Source organism: Patiriisocius sp. Uisw_017, assembly GCF_047731265.1.
In the GTDB taxonomy this organism is placed as follows: domain Bacteria; phylum Bacteroidota; class Bacteroidia; order Flavobacteriales; family Flavobacteriaceae; genus Patiriisocius.
Genome location: NZ_CP159835.1, coordinates 2,789,802 through 2,810,818 on the forward strand (window position 1 = coordinate 2,789,802; position 21,017 = coordinate 2,810,818).

General features: G+C 35.1%; 22 protein-coding genes and 1 riboswitch. Of the genes, 13 read left to right on the forward strand and 9 right to left on the reverse strand.

The window, feature by feature from the left end; all coding sequences use genetic code 11:
- Positions 1–7 precede the first annotated feature (7 nt).
- Together ABXT67_RS12585 and ABXT67_RS12590 are read left to right on the forward strand one after the other, a co-directional pair.
- On the forward strand, positions 8–1,372 hold the full coding sequence (locus ABXT67_RS12585; protein ID WP_415374398.1) for an aldehyde dehydrogenase: 1,365 nt from the start codon (positions 8–10) through the stop codon (positions 1,370–1,372).
- Positions 1,373–1,687, forward strand: a complete 315-nt coding sequence (locus tag ABXT67_RS12590; protein WP_415374399.1) for a DUF6122 family protein — start codon at positions 1,373–1,375, stop codon at positions 1,685–1,687.
- A 194-nt stretch (positions 1,688–1,881) separates the two neighbouring features.
- Here ABXT67_RS12590 and ABXT67_RS12595 read toward each other — a convergent pair whose 3' ends face one another.
- Both ABXT67_RS12595 and rlmH read right to left on the reverse strand, forming a co-directional pair.
- Positions 1,882–2,028: a hypothetical protein gene (locus tag ABXT67_RS12595; protein WP_415374400.1), complete on the reverse strand. Its 147-nt coding sequence runs from the start codon at positions 2,026–2,028 to the stop codon at positions 1,882–1,884.
- A 136-nt stretch (positions 2,029–2,164) separates the two neighbouring features.
- Positions 2,165–2,638: a 23S rRNA (pseudouridine(1915)-N(3))-methyltransferase RlmH gene (rlmH, locus tag ABXT67_RS12600; protein ID WP_415374401.1), complete on the reverse strand. Its 474-nt coding sequence runs from the start codon at positions 2,636–2,638 to the stop codon at positions 2,165–2,167.
- Positions 2,639–2,790: 152 nt separating this feature from the next.
- Between rlmH and nadC the strand changes: the two genes are divergently transcribed.
- From nadC to priA, 5 genes are all read left to right on the forward strand, one after another.
- Complete coding sequence (nadC, locus tag ABXT67_RS12605) at positions 2,791–3,648, forward strand: carboxylating nicotinate-nucleotide diphosphorylase (protein WP_415374402.1); 858 nt, start codon at positions 2,791–2,793, stop codon at positions 3,646–3,648.
- Entirely contained in the window at positions 3,648–4,607 is a 960-nt protein-coding gene (locus ABXT67_RS12610; RefSeq protein ID WP_415374403.1) for a YihY/virulence factor BrkB family protein, read from the forward strand. The genes nadC and ABXT67_RS12610 overlap by 1 nt, the downstream gene beginning before the upstream one ends.
- A 26-nt stretch (positions 4,608–4,633) precedes the next feature.
- Positions 4,634–5,197 carry a chalcone isomerase family protein gene (locus ABXT67_RS12615; RefSeq protein WP_415374404.1) on the forward strand — a complete coding sequence of 188 codons (564 nt, stop codon included), beginning with the start codon at positions 4,634–4,636 and terminating at the stop codon, positions 5,195–5,197.
- Between the two features lie 186 nt (positions 5,198–5,383).
- On the forward strand, positions 5,384–5,644 hold the full coding sequence (locus ABXT67_RS12620; protein WP_415376991.1) for a DUF2147 domain-containing protein: 261 nt from the start codon (positions 5,384–5,386) through the stop codon (positions 5,642–5,644).
- Between the two features lie 262 nt (positions 5,645–5,906).
- On the forward strand, positions 5,907–8,357 hold the full coding sequence (gene priA / locus ABXT67_RS12625; RefSeq protein ID WP_415374405.1) for a primosomal protein N': 2,451 nt from the start codon (positions 5,907–5,909) through the stop codon (positions 8,355–8,357).
- A 65-nt stretch (positions 8,358–8,422) separates the two neighbouring features.
- On the opposite strand, the gene ABXT67_RS12630 is transcribed toward priA, so the two are convergent.
- Positions 8,423–9,136 carry a LytR/AlgR family response regulator transcription factor gene (locus tag ABXT67_RS12630; RefSeq protein WP_415374406.1) on the reverse strand — a complete coding sequence of 238 codons (714 nt, stop codon included), beginning with the start codon at positions 9,134–9,136 and terminating at the stop codon, positions 8,423–8,425.
- Positions 9,137–9,347: 211 nt separating this feature from the next.
- On the opposite strand from ABXT67_RS12630, the gene rpsF reads away from it, so the two are divergent.
- From rpsF to ABXT67_RS12650, 4 genes are all read left to right on the forward strand, one after another.
- Positions 9,348–9,689: a 30S ribosomal protein S6 gene (rpsF, locus tag ABXT67_RS12635; protein WP_415374407.1), complete on the forward strand. Its 342-nt coding sequence runs from the start codon at positions 9,348–9,350 to the stop codon at positions 9,687–9,689.
- 3 nt (positions 9,690–9,692) lie between these two features.
- Positions 9,693–9,989 carry a 30S ribosomal protein S18 gene (gene rpsR, locus ABXT67_RS12640; protein ID WP_415374408.1) on the forward strand — a complete coding sequence of 99 codons (297 nt, stop codon included), beginning with the start codon at positions 9,693–9,695 and terminating at the stop codon, positions 9,987–9,989.
- A 13-nt stretch (positions 9,990–10,002) separates the two neighbouring features.
- Positions 10,003–10,461, forward strand: a complete 459-nt coding sequence (rplI, locus tag ABXT67_RS12645; RefSeq protein WP_415374409.1) for a 50S ribosomal protein L9 — start codon at positions 10,003–10,005, stop codon at positions 10,459–10,461.
- A gap of 185 nt (positions 10,462–10,646) precedes the next feature.
- Positions 10,647–11,117 carry a DUF6495 family protein gene (locus ABXT67_RS12650; protein ID WP_415374410.1) on the forward strand — a complete coding sequence of 157 codons (471 nt, stop codon included), beginning with the start codon at positions 10,647–10,649 and terminating at the stop codon, positions 11,115–11,117.
- A gap of 128 nt (positions 11,118–11,245) precedes the next feature.
- On the opposite strand, the gene ABXT67_RS12655 is transcribed toward ABXT67_RS12650, so the two are convergent.
- Positions 11,246–12,484, reverse strand: a complete 1,239-nt coding sequence (locus tag ABXT67_RS12655; protein ID WP_415374411.1) for an ABC transporter permease — start codon at positions 12,482–12,484, stop codon at positions 11,246–11,248.
- Between the two features lie 274 nt (positions 12,485–12,758).
- On the reverse strand, positions 12,759–12,899 hold the full coding sequence (locus ABXT67_RS12660; protein ID WP_415374412.1) for a hypothetical protein: 141 nt from the start codon (positions 12,897–12,899) through the stop codon (positions 12,759–12,761).
- Here ABXT67_RS12660 and hisS point away from each other — a divergent pair.
- Positions 12,889–14,184 carry a histidine--tRNA ligase gene (gene hisS / locus ABXT67_RS12665; protein WP_415374413.1) on the forward strand — a complete coding sequence of 432 codons (1,296 nt, stop codon included), beginning with the start codon at positions 12,889–12,891 and terminating at the stop codon, positions 14,182–14,184. The two genes, ABXT67_RS12660 and hisS, sit on opposite strands and share 11 nt — an antisense overlap.
- A gap of 135 nt (positions 14,185–14,319) precedes the next feature.
- On the opposite strand, the gene ABXT67_RS12670 is transcribed toward hisS, so the two are convergent.
- Genes ABXT67_RS12670 through ABXT67_RS12685 form a run of 4 tightly spaced genes read right to left on the reverse strand, consistent with a single transcriptional unit; the run spans position 14,320 to position 19,525 of the window.
- Entirely contained in the window at positions 14,320–15,297 is a 978-nt protein-coding gene (locus tag ABXT67_RS12670) for a T9SS type A sorting domain-containing protein (RefSeq protein ID WP_415374414.1), read from the reverse strand.
- Positions 15,294–16,586, reverse strand: a complete 1,293-nt coding sequence (locus tag ABXT67_RS12675) for a DUF5074 domain-containing protein (RefSeq protein ID WP_415374415.1) — start codon at positions 16,584–16,586, stop codon at positions 15,294–15,296. The genes ABXT67_RS12670 and ABXT67_RS12675 overlap by 4 nt, the downstream gene beginning before the upstream one ends.
- A 14-nt stretch (positions 16,587–16,600) precedes the next feature.
- Positions 16,601–17,686 (reverse strand): YncE family protein, encoded by a 1,086-nt coding sequence (locus ABXT67_RS12680; RefSeq protein WP_415374416.1) that lies wholly within the window; start codon positions 17,684–17,686, stop codon positions 16,601–16,603.
- A gap of 3 nt (positions 17,687–17,689) precedes the next feature.
- Positions 17,690–19,525: a TonB-dependent receptor plug domain-containing protein gene (locus tag ABXT67_RS12685; protein WP_415374417.1), complete on the reverse strand. Its 1,836-nt coding sequence runs from the start codon at positions 19,523–19,525 to the stop codon at positions 17,690–17,692.
- 34 nt (positions 19,526–19,559) lie between these two features.
- A riboswitch (cobalamin riboswitch) is annotated at positions 19,560–19,804 on the reverse strand.
- Between the two features lie 485 nt (positions 19,805–20,289).
- On the opposite strand from ABXT67_RS12685, the gene ABXT67_RS12690 reads away from it, so the two are divergent.
- Positions 20,290–20,931 (forward strand): hypothetical protein, encoded by a 642-nt coding sequence (locus ABXT67_RS12690; RefSeq protein ID WP_415374418.1) that lies wholly within the window; start codon positions 20,290–20,292, stop codon positions 20,929–20,931.
- Positions 20,932–21,017: the final 86 nt, after the last annotated feature.

Sequence of the window (21,017 nt, forward strand, 5' to 3'; positions counted from 1 at the left end):
CAACCTTATGGAATCAATAACAAGCTATCAACGCTCTTTTTTTAACACAAACGCCACAAAAGATATTTCTTTTAGAATTAATCAATTAAGCAGACTCGAAAAGGTTTTGAATGAAAATATGCAGGACCTAGAAGCTGCTATTTATAAAGACTTTAGGAAAAGTAAATTTGAAAATTATTTAACTGAATTCTCACTAGTTTTTCATGATATAAAGCAAGCCAAAAGGAATTTATATAGATGGTCTCGAAAAAAAAAGATACCTACCAACCTCACTAATTTTCCTGCAAAATGTTATAGTATTCCAGAACCTCTAGGGGTTTGTTTGGTTATTGGGGCTTGGAATTATCCATATCAACTTTCGCTGTCTCCAGCTATCGCAGCTATTGCAGCGGGGAACACTGTAGTGCTAAAACCTAGTGAACTTCCTTCAGAGACCTCTGCGATATTAACGCGATTAATTAATGACAATTTTGACGCTTCCTTTTTTAAAGTTATTCAAGGTGGGGTTGCTGAAACTACGGAGCTACTTAAACAAAAATTTGATAAGATTTTCTTTACTGGAAGTACTAAAGTAGGTAAGATTGTCTACAGAGCTGCTGCTGAAAATTTAACCCCAGTTACCCTAGAATTAGGCGGGAAAAGTCCCACATTTATAACGAAAGGCGCCCATCTTAAAATGGCTGCAAAGCGAATTATTTGGGCAAAATATTTGAATGCAGGACAAACGTGTATTGCGCCAGATTATATTCTAATAGATCAAACGGTATCAGAAGAGTTTCTTACCTATGCTAAGCTAGAAGTTGAAAAGGTAAATTATAGCTTTACAAATGGGAATTACCTTAAAATTATAAACAACCATAATTTTGACCGACTCCAAAGAATGATAGACTCAGATAAAGTCTATTGTGGTGGAGAAAATGATAGAAGCCAACGCTATATTGCTCCTACGATATTAAAGAATGTAAGTTTTGACGATGCTTGTATGCAGGAAGAAATTTTTGGACCTATTCTTCCAGTGATCGTTTACCGTTCTCTAGATGATGTTATTTCAAAAGTAAAAGCCCAGCCAAAACCGTTGTCTTGTTATGTTTTTACGAATGATGCTGCCGTAAAGAAAAAGATTTTAAATGAAATTTCTTTTGGAGGTGGAGCTATTAATGAAGCCTTAATGCATATTACGAATCCAAATCTACCATTTGGTGGAGTAGGTAATAGCGGCATTGGGTCCTATCACGGTGAAGCTGGTTTCAGAACATTTTCTCACTATAAAAGTATTTTAGAGAAGCCTACGTGGTTAGAGTTCCCTATTAAATATAGTCCGTATTCAGCAACTAAATTAAAATGGTTAAAGCGAATGCTCAAATTTCAATAAATGCTTCAGAGTGCACTTCATTATTCACTTCACTTTTTAGTTCCTATAGGGATTGCTTATTTTTTTTTCAAAGAACATTGGCTGAAAGTTACGTTTATACTATGGGCAACAATGTTGGTTGATTTAGACCATTTAGTAGCAGATCCAATTTTTGATCCAGACCGATGTAGCATTGGTTTTCATTTATTACACGGTTATGTAGCAATTGCAGTTTATGGATTGCTTTTTTTTTGGAAGAAGACAAGAATCATTGCTATTGGGTTGTTACTTCATATGATAGCAGACTACATAGATTGCTTGATAATGAATTATTGACTAAAAATAAATACTATAATTTAGTCATATCTAATATCTCCGTTATCGTGAATAATTGTACAAGGAAGCGTATGGCCATAATGATTTGCTCCATAACCTCCTTTGTCATCAATAATTTTAAGTTCTATTCCTCTTCCCAAGGATGCTTTCCTTAATCTTTCCTGACAGCCACCATCAACAACATGATTATTTTATTATGTGCAGGGCCAAGTATCTATTTCTAGGCTTAGGTCTCCATGTTTTTTTTTGCCTAACAAATTTACTTCAGCAAGATTGCCTTTATCACTTTCAAAAGTCCGTTTTACTTTGCCCTCTTTCATTACATCTATTTCTACAGCCATAATTTTTGATTTAAAAGTTATTGTATTTAAAAATAAGCTGTCGAATTTGAATAAACAATAAGTTTATCACATTAAAATATTGATTATAATGTATTTAACATCTTAGGTGCTAATAATTTCATATTGTTTATTTTGTCTAGCGATGATGATAAGGTTCGTTCTTTAAGATTGTAAACGCACGGTATACTTGTTCTGTTAGGAAAGGACGTATCATTTGGTGAGAAAAAGTCATTTCAGATAATGCAATTTTTCCATTGGCACGCTGGTATATCTCCTTGCTAAAACCATAAGGCCCGCCAATAACAAAAACTAGTGTTTTAAGACCACTATTCATTTTTTTTTGCAAGAATTTTGCAAAGCCTTCAGAAGTATTTGATTTTCCTTTTTCATCTAATAAAATAAGTGTGTCGCTATTTTGTATTTTATTTAAAATTTGAATTCCCTCAGCACTTTTTTGTTGGGCTTCACTCAAGTTTTTTACTTTTTTGATGTCTGGAATAATTTCAAAAGAATAATTGATGTAGTGTTTTAATCGGTTCTCATAGGTTTCAGATAATGCAGCAATGTGTTTATCATCTGTTTTGCCAATCGCAAGGACTAAAATATTCATAGTGCAGATTTAGCATTCAAAAATACAAATAATAGGATGAGTAATTTCGAAACATATTACCAATATCGTTCCGAAGAAAATTCAGCTAAAAAAGCGTTAAACATTAATCAAAATGCCTGTGTTTCCTTACATTAGCAAAAAAATCGAGTACAATGATTTCAAACAAACAATTTAACAAAGAACTGGCCATTATTATTTCCAATGCCATACGCGAAGATGTTGGTGAAGGCGATCATAGCTCACTTGCTTGTATTCCTGAAGATGCAAAAGGAACCGCAAAACTATTGGTTAAAGAAGAAGGGATTATAGCGGGAGTAGCGTTTGCAAAACAAGTTTTTGACTACGTAGATCCCGGTTTAAAATTAGACGTTAAAATTGAGGATGGTGCGACTGTAAAATATGGTGATATTTGTTTGTATGTATCTGGAAATTCACAATCTATTTTAAAAGCAGAACGTCTTGTGCTGAATGCAATGCAGCGTATGAGTGCCATTGCTACAAAGACCAATAAATTTGTTAAGTTATTAGAAGGGACTGGTACAAAGATTCTTGATACACGAAAAACAACTCCTGGGATTAGAGCTTTGGAAAAATGGGCTGTAAAGATTGGGGGTGGTGAAAATCACAGATTTGCACTTTATGATATGATCATGCTTAAAGACAATCATATTGATTTTTGTGGTGGTGTTGTGAAAGCTATTGAAACTACAACTGAGTATTTAAAAGAAAAGTCACTCGACATAAAAATTATTGTTGAAGCGCGTGACTTAAGCGAAATAAAAAAAATACTTACAACTGACGGAGTTTATCGTATATTGATAGATAATTTTAATTTTGAAGATACACGCAAAGCTGTAAAAATGATTAATGGTAAATGTCTAACAGAGTCAAGTGGAGGCATTACCTTAGATACGATTAGGCAGTATGCAGAGTGTGGAGTAGATTACATTTCCAGTGGTGCACTTACACATTCAGTACATAATATGGATTTGAGCTTAAAAGCTGTTTAATGAAGGAAAAAGAGTATGTTGAGGATGTTGGTGCTGTTTTGGAAAAAGAAACCGAAATTAACATCCCCGTGGTCAAACAACTCATTGCTATAAGCAAGCGTATCAAACTTCCGGGTTTAGAAGGATTAACCTTATTTGACTTTAATAACCTTTATGCTTCTGGGATTGTTCGTGGCACATTTTCACCGCGGGCTAGTTCGATTGCCTATAGTTTTTTTGTTGCTCTTTTTCCGTTTTTATTATTCATTCTCAACTTGATACCATATATCCCTATTGAGGGATTCCAAACACGATTTTTAATTTTTATAGAACAGCATTTACCACCACAAACGGCCGATCTCTTCTATCCAGTTATTGCAGATATAGCAGTAAATCCTAGAGGTGGATTGCTGTCTTTTGTGATAATACTTTCCATTTTACTAGCTGCAAATGGGGTTAACGCCATTTTTAGTGCGTTTGAGTATTCTTTCCACGTTACCATAAATCGAAATTTTTTTAAACAGTACGGCATCTCATTAATGGTATCTTTGTTTTTGGCATCGTTATTGGTATTCACGGTAGCAGTAATCCTTTATGGAGAATATATCATTAACGATTTAAAAGGCAGAGCCTACTTAACAAATGATCTTTTCTGGATTTCGATATTGCAAGTTACGGTCTTTGTAGTTATGATTTATATAGTGATTGCCACCCTCTATTATTTTGGAACAAAAGAGGGAAAGATTTCAAAATTCTTTTCTTTAGGGGCATTCGTCACTACAATATTATTTATGTTAACTACTTATCTATTTGGAGTTTACATAAATAATTTTTCAACATATAACGAGTTATATGGTTCTCTTGGGGCACTTTTGATAATGTTGTTATATATTTGGATAAATAGTAATCTGTTATTACTAGGATTTGAGCTTAATTTGTCGTTGCAGAGATTGCGAGACAGTCACAAAAAAGTTAATTAAAACAAACACTAATTAAAACAAAAAAAATGAAAAAATTATTAGTTTTAGCCATTTCAGTATTTACTCTAAATATGGCGACCGCACAGACACAGGTGGGAGAAGTAACACTCCCAAACACTTTAGAATTTAGTGGTGAAAATTTAATGCTTAACGGTGGAGGAATCCGTAAAAAAGCAATGATGTTAAAGTTATATTCTGGAGGTTTGTACCTAGCTAAAAAAAGTAAAGACGCAAAATCTATTATAAATGGTGACCAAACGATGGCAATTAGATTGGTAATTACCTCTAGTTTTGTTTCTTCGGAAGCAATGAGCGACGCGGTAGAAGAAGGATTTGAAGCTTCAACTCAAGAAAACACAAGCGGTATTGCTTCAGAAATCCTAAAATTTAAAGGCTTTTTTAGTGAAGAAATTGTTGAAGGAGATATATTTGACATTACCTATCAAAAAGGAAAAGGCAGTGTCGTTTACAAAAATGACAAAATGCTTGGGACTATTGAAGGTATGACTTTTAAGAAAGCTCTTTTCGGAATCTGGCTAGGAAACGATCCTGCAGATAGCAAATTGAAAAATGGAATGTTAGGAAAGTAATTTCTAGTGATCCTTGAAAACTAGCGTTTTCAAAATTATAAGATACCATCAAGGGCCTTTCAGAGTTTTTATTTTGAAAGGCCTTATTTGTGCGATCAAGTTTAAAATCAAATTGTCATGAAAAATATACTTATTATAGTACTATTATTAGTTACTTTCACAAAACCTGTGAGAGCTTAAGATGTTATAGGCAAATGGAAAACAGTGGATGATGTAACTGGCGAAGTAAAATCTATCGTTGAAATATATAAACGAGATGAAATAGTTTTCGAAAAAGTACTAGAAATCATTAATAAAGAACATAAAAATGAGCTGTGTACTAAATTTGAAGGAGCGGATAAAAATGAGGCTATAGAAGGACTTGTGATTATTAAAAATCTAGAAAAAGATGGAGACAAATACAATGATGGTACTGTAATGGGTCTAGATAATGGCAACAAATACTAGTGTTATACAGCCTTGAAAGAAGAAAACAAATTAAAGGTACGCGGCTACATAGGCTATGCTGCTTTAGGAAGAGTGCAATATTGGTATCGATTAGAATAGGACATTTTAAAACCACATTAGTATAACAACTTGTTTATAAAATAATGGTGGGGTCGCATATTAATTGAGCGACCTTTTTTAATTTTACTCATTACTCATTACTCATTACTCATTACTCATTACTCATTACTCATTACTCATTACTCATTACTCATTATTCAATTTGTTCTACATAGACGTCATACTTCCACTTGCTATTAAACAAACCTTTACTTATTCGGTGAATAAGGATGAGGCTGCGTTTTTAAAACAAGGGTTTCGGGTTTCGGTTCCGTTTGGTAAATCAAAATTATACACAGCAATAGTATATCAAGTTCACAATACTCCACCGCAAGGATACGAAGTAAAGAGTATTGATCAGATTCTTGATGAAACCCCTATTGTTACTCCAAAACAAATTAAACATTGGGAATGGATAGCTAGCTATTACATGTGTACACTTGGGGAAGTTATCAAAGCAGGATTACCCAGTGCTTTTTTGCTTGAAAGCGAAACGATGATTGCTTTAAATTCAAAATCTACTATAGATGAGAAGGCTTTAACAGATGAGCAATTTTTAGTTTTTGAGGCCCTACAGCATCGTTCGCCTATACATATTAATGATGTTCGTTCTATTTTAGATCGATCTAATGTAGTGAAGGTGTTACATCACTTATTAGAACAAAAAGTAATTCAAGTTTATGAAGAAGCCTATGAGCAGTATACCCCAAAGTTAAAACGCTATGTGAAATTATCTTCTCACTATGAAGGCGAACATGAGCTTAAAATATTGCTAGATGAAATGACTCGCGCTCATAAGCAGCGAGAAGTTTTAATGCATCTTTTTACATTACAAGCACAATCTAAGAAAGAAATAGCCGTAGACGACTTAAAGAAGAAAAGTGGTGTAAGTTCAGCGGTTATTAAAACGTTGATTGATAAAGAAATATTGATTGAATATCACCTTAAAATAGATAGAGTTTCATATCAAGGAGCTGAAGGTGAATCTATAAAAGATTTAAATAAAGAGCAGCAAGTAGCGTACAACGAAATACGAACCTCATTTGAAACCCAAGAGGTAACTTTATTACACGGGGTAACATCAAGTGGTAAGACTGAAATTTACGTTCGTTTAATAGAAGAACAGCTTAATAATGGAAAACAAACACTTTATATCTTACCAGAGATTGCAGTAACAACACAGCTTATTTCGAGATTACAGCAGTATTTTGGCGAGAATATTTCAGTTTATCACTCAAAATATAGTTTAAATGAACGCGTAGAAGTTTGGAATAACGTTTTGAATAATAAAATCAAAACTCAAATAATTGTTGGGGTGCGTTCTTCTGTTTTCTTGCCTTTTCAGAATTTAGGATTGGTTGTTATAGACGAAGAACACGAGCCGTCTTTTAAACAATACAATCCAAGCCCAAGATATAATGGGCGAGATGCAGCAATCGTTTTAGCCAAATTACACGGAGCAAAAACACTTTTAGGCTCTGCTACTCCATCATTAGAGACTTACCACAATGCGAAACAAGGTAAATATGGTTTGGTTTCACTCACAAGGCGTTACGGAAATGTTTTGATGCCTACCATTGAGTTGGTTGATATAAAAGAAAAACATTACAAACGATTAATGAAAGGTCATTTTAGTGATCGACTTCTTGAAGAAATACATTTTTCATTAAAAAATAATGAGCAAGTACTACTTTTTCAAAATAAAAGAGGGTATTCTCCTGTAGTAGAATGCACTACCTGTGGTACCGCACCTGAATGCCCCAATTGTGATGTTACATTGGTGTATCATAGGCATAAAAATCAATTACGATGTCATTATTGTGGCTATCATATTGCAATGATGGTTCAATGTATTGCCTGCGGAAGTGAATCTTTAGACACCAAAGGATTTGGTACAGAACAAATTGAAACGGAGTTACACTCACTATTTCCAGAGCACCAGGTTGCAAGGATGGATCAAGATACTACGAGAGGGAAATATGCCCACGCAAAAATCATTAATAAATTAGAAAATGGTGAAATTGATATTTTAGTTGGAACACAAATGCTTGCAAAAGGGTTGGATTTTCGAAATGTAAGTTTGGTTGGAGTAATGAATGCGGATAGTTTGTTGAATTTCCCCGATTTTAGAGCTCATGAGCGAAGTTTTCATTTATTGCAACAGGTTTCGGGTAGAGCAGGGCGCACAAAAAAGCAAGGAAAAGTAATAATACAGACCTACAATCCGCATCATGTTATTTTACAGCAAGTGAGTACAAACAACTATCCAGAAATGTATAAGGTACAATCTGATGAACGGTATCAATATAAGTATCCTCCATATTTCAAGATTATAAAAATTACTTTTAAGGATCGTAATTTTAAGAAAGTTGAAAACGGTAGCCTTTGGTATGCTCTGGCGCTTCAGCAAAAAATGAATGAAAACGTTTTAGGTCCAGAAGCACCTCCTATTTCAAGAATAAAAAACAAGTATATTTCTAATGTGTTGGTTAAAATCCCACAGGAACAGTCTCTTAAAAAGACTAAAGAATACATTCTTGGGATTCAAAGGAATTTTAATCTTTTACGAGAATTTTCGTCGGTACAGGTGACCTTGGATGTGGATAATTATTAAATTCAAAAAAGCAGTCACTAAGGTTACTTAGTGACTGCTTTGATGGGAATTTTTATTAATATGAATTAGACTCTACTTGATGCTGCAAGTGCCTCAATCAGATCTGATTTTCTGTTTCGGCTCAATGGTAGTTCTTCTTTATCAAGCTCAATTACTTTACTGTTATACCTTTCAACCTTATCAAGGTTTACAATATAAGATTTATGTATTCTTAAAAAACGATCGATTGGAAGTAACGCTTCAAAAGCTTTCATTGTGCTTAATACAACAAGTGCATCGTGTTCTGTTACTAATTTCACATAGTCTCCAAGAGCCTCAATGTAGCGCAATTCATTTAGGAAAACCTTGCGTTTTTTTAAATTACTCTTTACAAAAATGAAGTCTTCATCATCAAAACCATCATCATTTTTAAGCTTATAATTGGTAATGGCCTTATGTACTGCATTTAAGAAACGATCCTTTGCAATAGGTTTACGTAAATAGTCTACAGCATTATAATCAAATGCTTTAAAAGCATATTTAGTCTTTCCTGTTACAAATATGACTTGGGGTTTACTTGTTAGATCATCTAAAAGGTCAAAACCAGATAAAATTGGCATTTCAATATCTAGAAATATTAAATCAATTTCAGTAGTTGCTAAACCCATTTTGGCCTCTATGGCATTGTTGTATTCCGCAACAAGATGCAAGGAAGGATGGTTTTCAATTAATTTTACTATAGAAAGTCTCTGCAATGTTGAATCATCAACAATAGCACAATTTAAGAGTGTTTTATCCACGACGAATGATGTTTATTATAGCAATAATAAGTATTTTATCGATGAAATGCAATTTTTTTGAGTTTTAATCGTGAAAAAAAGCACTTTGTCTGAATCTATTAAAGATCTATTTCTTTATCGATTTCCATTTGTCAATTGTAAAATATATAGTATTTTTGCACGCTCTTGGCAAGGTGCTTAGAGAATTACATTAATTTATAATAGATTTTATATGAATCATTACGAAACTGTTTTCATCTTAAATCCCGTTTTATCAGAAGATCAGATAAAGGAAACAGTAAAGAAATTTGAAGATATTCTTGTTTCTAAAGGAGCTAAGATGGTGTCAAAAGAAAATTGGGGGCTTAAAAAAATGGCCTACGCAATTCAGCACAAAAAAAGTGGATTTTACCACTTGTTCGAGTACACTTCTCCAGCAGAAGCTGTGAGTGAATTAGAAATAACTTTTAGACGTGAAGAGCGTGTTATGCGCTACCTTACTGTAAGCTTAGATAAGCATGCAATTTCTTGGGCTGAAAGAAGGAGAGTACGTGATAACAAAAAAACAGCATAAGCCATGGCAACTATACAAGAACAAGCAAAAGGAAAAAAAGACGGAGAAATTAGATATTTAACTCCGTTGAATATAGAGACTGCAAAAACTAAAAAGTATTGTCGTTTCAAGAAGTCTGGTATTAAGTATATAGATTACAAAGACCCAGATTTTCTTATAAAATTTGTGAACGAGCAGGGTAAAATTTTACCAAGAAGGCTTACAGGTACTTCTTTAAAGTACCAAAGAAAAGTGGCAGTGGCTGTTAAAAGAGCACGTCATTTAGCTTTAATGCCTTACGTAGCCGATTTATTAAAATAAAACATACAAGATTATGGAACTTATATTAAAAAAAGATGTCGAAAATCTTGGTTTTACAGACGATTTAGTCATTGTAAAGAATGGATACGGACGTAACTTTCTTCTTCCTTCTGGAGCGGCTGTTTTAGCAACGCCTTCTCAAAAGAAGATGCTTGCAGAAACGTTAAAACAACGCGCTTTTAAAGAGAAAAAGGCAATCGACAGTGCACAAGTAGAAGCAAACAAATTGACTGCCTTAGCTGAATTTAAAATTACGGCTAAAACTGGCGAAGGCGATAAATTATTTGGCTCTGTGAACAATGGAGACCTTGCAGGTGCATTAGCAAAACAAGGGGTTGAAATTGAAAAGAAATTTATCTCAATTTTAGGGGGTGCTATTAAGCGTACTGGACAGTACACTGCAAGCATTCGTTTTCATAGAGATGTGATTTCAAATTTCACATTTGACGTTGTAGCAGAAGCAAAAAAATAATTATTTCTGAAATATTTAAAAGGCCTTTCTATTTTTTAGAAAGGTCTTTTTTATTGGACTTTAACTTTGATTCTGCTCAACTTGCGGTCATTTGTTATTAAGGTTTATCTTTAAAATTGAATTTCAATTAAATACATTACGCATACTGAGTTCTTCGACAGCTCAGAGTAAACCAAGGATGAGGTATGAAATACGCTAGACTTACAAAAGAACAATTTGAAACACTTCACCAAGAATTTATAAACTTTCTTGCTACACAATCTATTACTGGTAACGAATGGACGGCATTGAAAAAAAATAAACCTAAAGTTGCAGAACTAGAATTAGATGTTTTTAGTGACTTAGTTTGGGAGGGAGCACTTAATCAAGCGAAGTTTCTAGAGAATGTATCTCCCAAGCTTTTATTTTTATTCAAATTAGATGAAACGGAAATTTCTTTGATATCGTTAAAGGTATTAGATGAAGCAAAGGATATCACAACAAAAGAAGGATATGCTTGGCTACAACAAAACTATACAAGTGATGAAGTAGAGTTCTTCACGGCGACAAAAACGTATACGGAAGATAGAAATCTGGACGCTTTTAAATTAATCCAACAAGGAGCAGTTATTACGAAAGGACAATTATTTGAGTTCTTTAAAAATATTGTAGGATAAAAACCCTACGCAAGAAGAAAAGCTTGCCCCGACTATAACCCGGGAACCTTTCACTTTGCTTATTGAAAGAAGATAGAGAAAATAAAAATTCCCATTTATTTTAAATGAATAGGAATTTTTATCTTTGACTACTCATACCTCAAACTTTCAATGGGATCTAATCTAGCGGCCTTAACCGCAGGATATGCACCTGCTACTATGGCAACTACAAACGTAATGATGGCAGAAGCAATAATAGCACCTACAGGTAATGAAAATTCAAAATCAAAGATAGCGGCAAAAGCCAATCCTGTAGCAACGCCTAGAATAATTCCAAGAATACAACCAAACTGACCAATAACGATTGTCTCAATAAAAAACTGTGTAGAAATAGTAGATTTCTTTGCCCCCAATGCTTTACGCACTCCAATCTCTCGGGTTCTTTCAGTAACTGATACGAGCATAATATTCATTAAGGCAATGGAGCTTCCTAAAATCGTAATGATGCTAATAATCCACGCCGCATATTCTAAGACGCTACTTATTTGAGCAATTTGGTTTAGTAAGTCATCACTTCGTAAAATTCCGAAGTTGTTTTTTTCTACAGGACTTAAACCACGAACATTTCTAAAGGTAACGAGTGCTTCATCTTCTGCGCCTTGCATCATCGCTTTGTCATCTACTTTTACACTAATGTTGTAATTAATATTTGCCTGAGTATAGATTCCGCGAGCAACTTGGATCGGCACTAATACTTTTAAATCTTGATTGTTTCCAAAGGATGCTCCTTTTGATTCGAGTACCCCAATGATCTTAAACTTAACCCCACGGATGCTAATTGTTTTGTTGAGTGGGTCTTCATTTTCGAAGAGATTTTTTAAAAAATCGGACCCTATTATACAAACGTTATTGTTGTTTTCAATGTCGAAGATATTGAAATTCCGGCCGCTATCCACTATGGTACCTGTATTGTCGAGATAATTTTGATTGACCCCATATACTTGAACCTCCGGATCTGTTTTGTTGGTTTCAAACCTAACTTCCGCAGCGCGCGTACCTATAAATGAAACTGAAGTACTAGAGTAGGGATATTCATACTTATCTACAAATTGTCGTACATCGTCATACCTAATAATAGGATTTATCTTTTCGCGTTCGCCACCGCCACGATTTACGGTAAATTCATACCGTTGTAAGGAAAAAGTATTGCTTCCCATGGAGGCAAAATTTCCAGCGATATTATTCTCTAATGCCTTAACTGCGCTCAAAATCCCTACAAGTGCCCAGATTCCAATGCCCATAATAACAATGGTCAAAATGGTGCGAAGTAGCTGTGTTCTAATGGAATCAAGTGCAATACGCAGATTTTCTCTAAAGAGTGAAAACATAAATGTTGGTTCTAATTTTTGATAAGACTCAATTATAGCGATAAAGTTACACAATATGAAGGTGAAAACGGTGCTTCAATACAATTCCGCAGAAAAGCGGAACCACTCAGCAACCTTCACTTATTCGTTTGCATTATAATTACACCTTATAGCTAAGATAACGCTGGGTTATTTATTGAAATTAATACTGCATAATTGAAATTCGGAAGGGGGATTTTTGAAATCGAACTCAAAATTGAAACCGAACTCAAAATATTATTAAGATATTTGTACTTTATAAAACGAAGTCAATCTGAGCCTGTCTAAGAGCTTCATTTAATCTAATTATTTTGTCAAAAAAACCATCCATTCCCAAAGGAACCAGAGATTTTTCTCCTGCCGAAGTTGTAAAACGCCAGTATATTATGGATATCATAAAAAGCTGTTTTACCACCTACGGCTTCGCACCTATTGAAACACCTAGTTTTGAAAATAGCGATACGCTCATGGGAAAATACGGAGAAGAAGGGGATCGGTTAATTTTTAAGATTTTAAATAGTGGGGATTTTCTTCGGAAAGTTGACGATGGCTTATATGCTTCAAAGGACAGCGGTAAAATGACATCTAAGATCTCAGAAAAAGCACTGAGATACGATTTAACAGTGCCGTTTGCGCGTTATGTTGTGCAACACCAAAATGAGATCACTTTTCCGTTTAAACGGTATCAAATCCAACCCGTATGGCGAGCAGATCGTCCACAGAAGGGCAGGTTTAGAGAGTTTTTTCAATGCGATGCTGATGTGGTGGGGAGTAAATCGCTATGGCAAGAGGTGGAGTTGGTGCAATTATACGATGCGGTTTTTTCAAAATTGAAATTAGAAGGAGCCACCATAAAAATGAACAACCGTAAAATCTTAAGCGGAATTGCAGAAGTAATAGGAGCTGAAGATAAACTTATCGATTTTACCGTTGCTCTAGATAAGTTGGATAAAATTGGGGAGGAAGGCGTTAAGAAAGAAATGCGGGAAAAAGACATTAGTGAAGACGCCATTATAAAGGTGCAACCGCTTTTTGAAATGACCGGAACCGCAAAAGAACAATTGGCTGCTATTGCGGTATTATTAGCAAATTCTGAAACAGGAATTCAAGGTGTTAATGAGTTAAATTTTATCGTAGATAACGTTGCAAGCTTAGGACTAGAAACAGCACAATTAGCAATTGATGTAACCTTAGCGCGCGGACTTAATTACTATACAGGAGCCATCTTTGAAGTAGCAGCACCAGAAGGAGTCGCTATGGGAAGCATTGGTGGTGGTGGACGCTATGATGATTTAACGGGTATTTTTGGGATGAAAGATGTGAGTGGTGTGGGAATCTCTTTTGGCTTAGATCGCATTTATTTGGTGATTGAAGAGCTAGGCTTGTTTCCAGAAACTGCCACAGCAAATACGAAAGTGTTGTTTATAAATTTTGGGGAAACAGAATCCTTATACGCGCTAAAGTCAATTAAAAAATTAAGAGCGGAGGGAATCAATGCAGAGTTGTATCCAGATAAAGCTAAGATGGGAAAACAAATGGGCTACGCAGACAAGCGCGATATTAAATATACCGTTTTAGCGGGAGATAACGAAATGGCATCAGAAACGTATACCCTAAAGAATATGAAGACAGGGGAGCAGGATATTCTAGAATTTAAAAAGCTAGTGCACAAACTTCTATAAATTTTAATGGGTTGTACGACTCTAATAATAAATGAGGGCCGCCCACTTTGTTAGTAGTTGGCCCTCATCTTTTTTTAATTGTTTATTCGTCTGTTAGTTTAAACCCCATTGAAAGTCATTTGCTTTTCTAAGTTATCACGAACTCTTTATAAACCGATGCTGTATTATTACCCCATTGTGATTTGCTCTCAGGATATACATCCCATTCTCAAATTTCGAAACATCAAGGCCATCATTTCCTTTTTTAGTACCTGAAAAGACTTCGCGACCTTGCATATCATAAATGCGTATCTTGATAAGGTATGGTGCATTTATAAATAACTGCGTTGAAACTGGGTTAGGGTATATTTTAAGTGCGAGAACTTGTTCTTCAACAATCCCTAATAGTTGCTCATTTAGAACTCCAACTGCTGCGAGATCAAATCCTCCTGTAAAAAACGGAGTGTTAAAGGGATCATTAACGGCATTGCCAAGACTATCATAGCTCGAAAATTGAGGATTTATACTGCCTACAACATCAATTATTTTGATATGCGTAATACTATTTTTATCTAATAGCGGATTTTCTTGCAATTCTGAAAGGTCAAAGGGGGTTCCAAAAAGGGCACGATATTTCCCTGCGAAATTATTAAGAAATGTTGGCTCTAGATTTCCAAAGCCTTCTACTTGAGTGTTGGTCTGAGTTTCGCTGTGCGATGGAAACCTAAAATAATTAATTCCATCTGAACTTACTTCGACAAAAGCCAATTCCAAAAAAGTGTCGCTAAAGCTATTTTCAAACACGGCAAAATCAAATCCAGGTCCATCAGTAATGGGTACTCCAAATGTGAGAACAGCCTCCCCAGCATCACCTAAGCTCACAGCACTATTTGCTGCTGGCCCCAACGCATCCTCGGGTTCTCCAAAGGATGCGTAATTGCTGCCGTTGTGTTCAGTACTGGGATTTGAAATATCTACAAAGCCACGGGCTAGCTCAATACCAGTAGCCCAAGAAACAAGCAGCTGACTGTTAGCTGGAATGGCTGTGGAACCAGGTTGTCCTGCTGCTGGCGGATAACTTTGCGCATACAGAACAATGTTTGTAAAAAACAAGATTAGCGCTACTTTTTTCATTCTACGATTAATTTTTGAGTGCTAAAAGTTCCTTTGTTTTCAAGTTGTACTAGGTAGATACCTGCTTTCAACCCTTCAACCGAGATAGCTTGACTAGTATATAACATTTCTTTTACCAATCTCCCTGAAATATCAAACATCGTTATTTTAATATTTTCCGAAGTATTTAATCTAAAGTTTTCTGAAGCTGGATTAGGATATAAAGAGATGGATAAAGTATCGAAATTTGGTGTGTTTAAGGCTTCTTCTTCGTAGTTGTAAAAACCATTAGGTAGAGATCCAACAGTATATTCTGAAACAAAAGTTCCATCTTCTCCATATACAAATACTTTTCCGTCGCTTACGAAATCAATGGCATCACCAATGTATAATTGATCGTCTATTTTATTGAAACTATAAGGAACCATCAAATTTTGAGATGCGGTATCTATAAATGGTGTCGTAGGTAAAGCAGTTGCTGTGAGTGCCATTTTATAGATATCTGCATTCAGTAGATAATAGACGTCTGTGTTATCAACTCCTAAAAACTTAGGATGTTCTAGTTCAGGAAACGCGAACTCTTCTCTATTTTGAAAATCTGTCAAATCTATTTTTATTAATGAACCAGCCGTCTCGTTTCCAGAAAAATCTGGGTTTCCACTACAAAGTACATATAAATTACTTTCATCTATGCGAAGTGCAGATGGAACATCGCCCACAGGAATACTTTCTACTACATTGGTCGCCGTATCGATTACCGAAACGGTATTCCCGTAACCAAAACCGCCTTGATGCGCAATAAATAAAATACCGCCTTGTTGTATAATTTCTTCTGGACCTTCTGTTACAGGTATTGTTTCTATAACGGTGTTCGTTGCTAAATCGATTACCGCTACATAATCGTCATCTGCTACGGCACCATCGCCCCAGTTGGTCACATACCCTTTGCCATTAAAAACAGCAATGTTTCGAGGATTCACCATCTGGTCTGTAATCGTTGCAACCAATTCAAAACTAACTCTGTCTATAACTTTTACTGCTGCAGTACCATTTAGAACGATGTAGGCGAAATCATCGCTAAAACCCATCCCTTGTGCTGTGTTTCCTAAATCTACTCCACCATTTTGAGTTCGGAAAATATCATTTTGAAGTGTTCCAGTTTCATCAAAATGAGATACAGATGCTGTTTCAGAACCAAAAAGACCTTCGTTTAAAACAAGAACTCCTTCTGAAAAGTCTTGAGAAATAGAGGATGCCGTACATAGAAGTCCCGCGATAATTGCTATTGATTTTTTGTAATAATTTTTCATAATAATTTGTTTTTTTAATTGTTGAAATAGAATGAGTTTGGAATAATTGCTACTGAAAATTGTTGCTGTAAAGCACCATTAATATTATATATAAAGACCTCACCATTCGAGGCATAATCTTTCGCATCTGCTATATAAATAGTGCTATTAGTAACCTTAAAACCATAGAGGATTTCCAGACCATTGCTCGATGGCTGAAACAAAGGACTGGTGGGAAGTTGAAAATCATTTATAGCCGCCGCAAAAACGGCCCCTTCTATAGTATAATAAAGAATGTTGTTGTTTAATTCTAAAAAACTGGGATGGACACCTATGGGAAAGGTAAGCGAGGCTTCAATTGTATTTGTAGCGGTATTGATTTTAAATAATTCCGCTACCGTTTCGTCTTGGGTAAAAGGCGCCTTTCCAGAACATAAAACATATAAAGAGCCATTAGTAATGACCATGCCAGATGGTACGTCTGCTACTGCAATAGTTGAAGTAACAAGCTGTGTTATAACATCTATTACTGTTATTGTATTTCCATAGCCATACCCTCCTTTATGCGCCACATATAATTTTTCATTGTGAAATAGTATTTTTTCGGGGCCTTCTGGAACAGGGATTTTTGTTTCTACTAGATTTGTTGCTAAGTTGAGTACTGCCACATAATCATCGCTCACATCGTTGGGATCTCCCCAATTGGTTATGTATCCTTTATTTCCACTAAATTCTATATAGCGTGGGTTTACTATCATAGCAGTCGTGGTGGCAATACTTTCAAAGGTGTTTCGGTTTACGACTTCTATTGTTGAAGAGTTGTTTACTGCGATATAGGCACGCTCACCGTAAAAACCCATACTCTGTGCTACATCTCCCAAACCTCGATTATTGACTCCTGAGAATATAGAGCCATACACCTCTCTATCGCTATCTAAAAATGAGACCGTAGCATTGGAAGAGCCAAAACCGCCTTCATTCAATATAAACATACCTTCAGTATACGCACCAGACGGGGGCAGTTCTTGGACAACCTCTTCACGGTCATCACTTGTGCACGAAACCGTAAAAACTAAAATAAACAGCAGTAGACCCGCAGGTTTAAAAATTAACTTTTTCATAATTTAAAGATTTGCATTGAGATAAAAATTAATATTTCGTCCTGGCAACGGTCTGTTTAGGACGCTTTCATAGGCCTCGTTCCAAAGATTTAATAGCTGTACGCCTATTTTATAGTTACCCTCATTTCCCAAGGCATATTCGGCTCCTAAATTGGCAACCATATAACTGTCTAAAATATTTGCTGTAGTGTTGTCTGTAGTCGTGAAAACTTCACCATTATTTAGGTATTGATAATAGGTAGAAACCTTTTTATATCTGTAGCCTGCTGCTGCTGTGAATTTGTGAAATGGAACATATATAAGTTGTTTTTCGGTTTCCTTATTTTCTGAAACGGTATATGCATAGGTAGCATTTACAGTAATAGAATGATTGGCTATTTTTTTTTCATAGCTGAAAATACTTTCCAAGCCATAAATATGAACATCGTTTGTATTTTCGGGTCTAAAAATCCCATCAGTTCCAGGAATGTAACGCAACAAATCTGTCACTTGATTAAAATATCCAGTAATAGAAAGGGATGCTTTTTTATGTGAAAAAATATGGCTCATTTCTGCTTGATACGATGTTTCAGGTTTTAGATTGGGATCGCCCAAGCCTGACCAGTATAGATCGTTGTAAGTAGGAATTCTGAAGTTTTTTGAAGTGTTGAGCTTCAATTGATAAAAAGGGGAGACCTTATAGCGAATGCCTGCAGAATAAAGTAGTGGATTGCCAAAGTCTTCGTTGGTCTCCTGACGCAGTCCTATTTCATATAAAAAAGACGCTGAAACTTCATGTTTAAAACTTAGGGTTGCTGCCGCGAGGTTTCTGCTTTCAGATTGTATATCAGAACCACGACCGCTGTTGTGTGTGTAATTACCCCCTAAAGAAAGCAACATTTTATGAGAAAAAGAATACTCTAATTTGTAGTTCGCAATAAAACTTTCCACGTTTCCGAAGGTGAAAAAATCATTGTCAATGTTTGCGAAAAACTCATATTCTTCAGTAGTCATAGCGACTTTTAAATTTGAAACTACATCGCCGATGATACTTTCCCACTCCACAAGAGAACGGGTGTTTAAATCGGTATATTTTGTCTGCAATGCATTGGGTGTAGGCACTGAGAAATTTCTTCGGCCTTTATAGATATTTGCAAATATATGTATCGTATTATTTTTGTCTAGTTTGTATCCAGAAGCAAGGCTTAAATTGGTATTGTGGTATTGCCCGTTTTGGTTAATTTGGTCTGTTTCAGGGTACGGGTAATCGTTATCTGATCCATTTCTGGAGACTCCCAGCGTGATACTTGTCTTTTTGGAAGCATATTGGGTTTGGTAGTCGATTCCATAGGTATTGTACTCACCATAATTAAGGAAAAGTTGGTTTGTAAAGCCGGTATCGTAGGTTAGTTTATTAACTAAGTTAATGGAGCCGCCTATAGCGCCGCTACCATTTGCAACGCTACCACCGCCAGGAGTAACTTCAATACTATTAAAACCACGTGTGTTAATCGTGTTAAAATCTGTTTGCCCTGTTGTTTGAGAGTTGATGTTGATGCCATTCCATAAAACTGCTGTCTGGGAAGCGGTTGTACCTCGGAAAGAAGGAGAAGAAACCATGCCTAGGCCGTTTTCCTTCAAATATACCGTACTGTTGAAATTAAGTAAATTAGTAAGTGATGCTTGATTTATACGGAGTACACTGTCATTTAATACTAAAACATTATTTGTGTAGACAGAATCTCTTAATCGAGTATTAGAAAGGAGTACTTCTCCCAAGACATTTACAGGACCTGTCTGGGAATAGAGCACAAAGTTAGAACTAAGGCCAAAAAATAAAAGGCACAATACTAATTTCATAAACGCAAAGCCTTTTACCCGAAAGCTGTCTGTTTTAAGTTAAAATGACATTGGCAGGTCTCCTGGCTCACGTCCCGTAATATTCCTTCCCATCCCAACTAGTTGTGGACAGTGGATTTTGAAGTTTATAATTACGGACGTCCCGAATTCACGGAACTAAGCTTACAGTTGCGGGAACAGCTCAAGTTTATTAGATGGTATTCCCATCATTTTACTTGATTCCCTTTTAATTGTTTCCAATAATATAATTAGTAACAAACCAAATACCATACAAAAGTAGACAAATGCCTTCCCGTTCTCAAATAAAAACAGACTTACCTTTGTAAAGTTTATAAACAAAGAACGAACGGTGTTGAAACTACTGTAATTTAATCATTATTAGTTAGTTATGTGGCAATTTAAAAAAATTTACAGACAAACGATTGTACAGTTAAGCAGGATAGTAAATACAACGTTTTACAAATTGATAATGAAAATAACAAAACTTTTATATTTGACTTATTACCAATCCCATACGGAGTGTGTAAAGGATCCATTAAGTTTCTTTTGCCAGACGTTTCCTTTATTATGAAAGAACTATGATGTCTAATCCCAAAAAGAGCAATAAAAAATGCAATCAAATTGTACAACGAAATAAGATTACATTTGCCTTTAGACTTTAAAACACCAAATATGGGATTTAAAATACCAGCATAAATAAAATAGTTATCAGGACAATTTTAACGGGTAGCCGTATTTCGAGATAAAGCATACAAGAATACATTATGATAAAAAGATTATTACGCTTAAATAGGTGGAGCTCTAGACTTTTAGAAGCTTATTTTTTTTCAATAAAATACCTCAAGCCAAAAGGATGGTTTGAAAGCAGGTATTTACATCAGCCTTTGGATATAAACGGGGACCCAATACCTTGGCTTACCTATTCTTCAATACACTTTATAAGTCAAAAACTAAATTTAAGACCGATGAATGTATTTGAATTTGGAAGTGGAAATTCAACGCTTTGGTTTTCTTCTAGAGTTGAAAGAATCATATCAATAGAGAATGATGTTGACTTTTATAATACTATGGTACAAAAAATTGGTTCTATAAGCAATGTTTCATACCAATTAAAAACGTTAAACAATACCTACAGCACTAAAATACTGGAGTATGACAATGAATTTGATATTTTGATCATTGATGGAAGAGAGCGGGTGCAATGCACAATAAATAGCCTTAAAGCTTTAAAAAAAGATGGCATAATAATTTTTGACAACTCTGACAGACTTATATACCAAGAAGCATATGATTTTTTAGAAAAAAACCAATTCAAAAAACTTGAATTTCAGGGTGTTGGGCCTATTGGCCATCAAGAATGGAAAACCACTATTTTCTATAGAGAAGATAATTGTTTTGAGATATAAACAGCACCCTTAAAAAGTACTGTGGTAAAAAACATTTAATTTTCTACTAAAGTGCCTCTCTAAGGATCATCATATATCAATCCTGA

What these genes read in the sequence shown, in the direction of transcription:
- ABXT67_RS12685 (WP_415374417.1), bottom strand. Translation starts at nt 19,525, where the DNA reads ATGAAATTAGTATTGTGCCTTTTATTTTTTGGCCTTAGTTCTAACTTT.
- ABXT67_RS12690 (WP_415374418.1), top strand. Translation starts at nt 20,290, where the DNA reads ATGATAAAAAGATTATTACGCTTAAATAGGTGGAGCTCTAGACTTTTA.
- ABXT67_RS12675 (WP_415374415.1), bottom strand. Translation starts at nt 16,586, where the DNA reads ATGAAAAATTATTACAAAAAATCAATAGCAATTATCGCGGGACTTCTA.
- hisS (WP_415374413.1), top strand. Translation starts at nt 12,889, where the DNA reads ATGGATATCATAAAAAGCTGTTTTACCACCTACGGCTTCGCACCTATT.
- ABXT67_RS12615 (WP_415374404.1), top strand. Translation starts at nt 4,634, where the DNA reads ATGAAAAAATTATTAGTTTTAGCCATTTCAGTATTTACTCTAAATATG.
- ABXT67_RS12610 (WP_415374403.1), top strand. Translation starts at nt 3,648, where the DNA reads ATGAAGGAAAAAGAGTATGTTGAGGATGTTGGTGCTGTTTTGGAAAAA.
- ABXT67_RS12595 (WP_415374400.1), bottom strand. Translation starts at nt 2,028, where the DNA reads ATGGCTGTAGAAATAGATGTAATGAAAGAGGGCAAAGTAAAACGGACT.
- rpsF (WP_415374407.1), top strand. Translation starts at nt 9,348, where the DNA reads ATGAATCATTACGAAACTGTTTTCATCTTAAATCCCGTTTTATCAGAA.
- ABXT67_RS12585 (WP_415374398.1), top strand. Translation starts at nt 8, where the DNA reads ATGGAATCAATAACAAGCTATCAACGCTCTTTTTTTAACACAAACGCC.
- ABXT67_RS12670 (WP_415374414.1), bottom strand. Translation starts at nt 15,297, where the DNA reads ATGAAAAAAGTAGCGCTAATCTTGTTTTTTACAAACATTGTTCTGTAT.
- rplI (WP_415374409.1), top strand. Translation starts at nt 10,003, where the DNA reads ATGGAACTTATATTAAAAAAAGATGTCGAAAATCTTGGTTTTACAGAC.
- rpsR (WP_415374408.1), top strand. Translation starts at nt 9,693, where the DNA reads ATGGCAACTATACAAGAACAAGCAAAAGGAAAAAAAGACGGAGAAATT.
- ABXT67_RS12660 (WP_415374412.1), bottom strand. Translation starts at nt 12,899, where the DNA reads ATGATATCCATAATATACTGGCGTTTTACAACTTCGGCAGGAGAAAAA.
- ABXT67_RS12650 (WP_415374410.1), top strand. Translation starts at nt 10,647, where the DNA reads ATGAAATACGCTAGACTTACAAAAGAACAATTTGAAACACTTCACCAA.
- nadC (WP_415374402.1), top strand. Translation starts at nt 2,791, where the DNA reads ATGATTTCAAACAAACAATTTAACAAAGAACTGGCCATTATTATTTCC.
- ABXT67_RS12680 (WP_415374416.1), bottom strand. Translation starts at nt 17,686, where the DNA reads ATGAAAAAGTTAATTTTTAAACCTGCGGGTCTACTGCTGTTTATTTTA.
- ABXT67_RS12590 (WP_415374399.1), top strand. Translation starts at nt 1,373, where the DNA reads ATGCTTCAGAGTGCACTTCATTATTCACTTCACTTTTTAGTTCCTATA.
- ABXT67_RS12655 (WP_415374411.1), bottom strand. Translation starts at nt 12,484, where the DNA reads ATGTTTTCACTCTTTAGAGAAAATCTGCGTATTGCACTTGATTCCATT.
- rlmH (WP_415374401.1), bottom strand. Translation starts at nt 2,638, where the DNA reads ATGAATATTTTAGTCCTTGCGATTGGCAAAACAGATGATAAACACATT.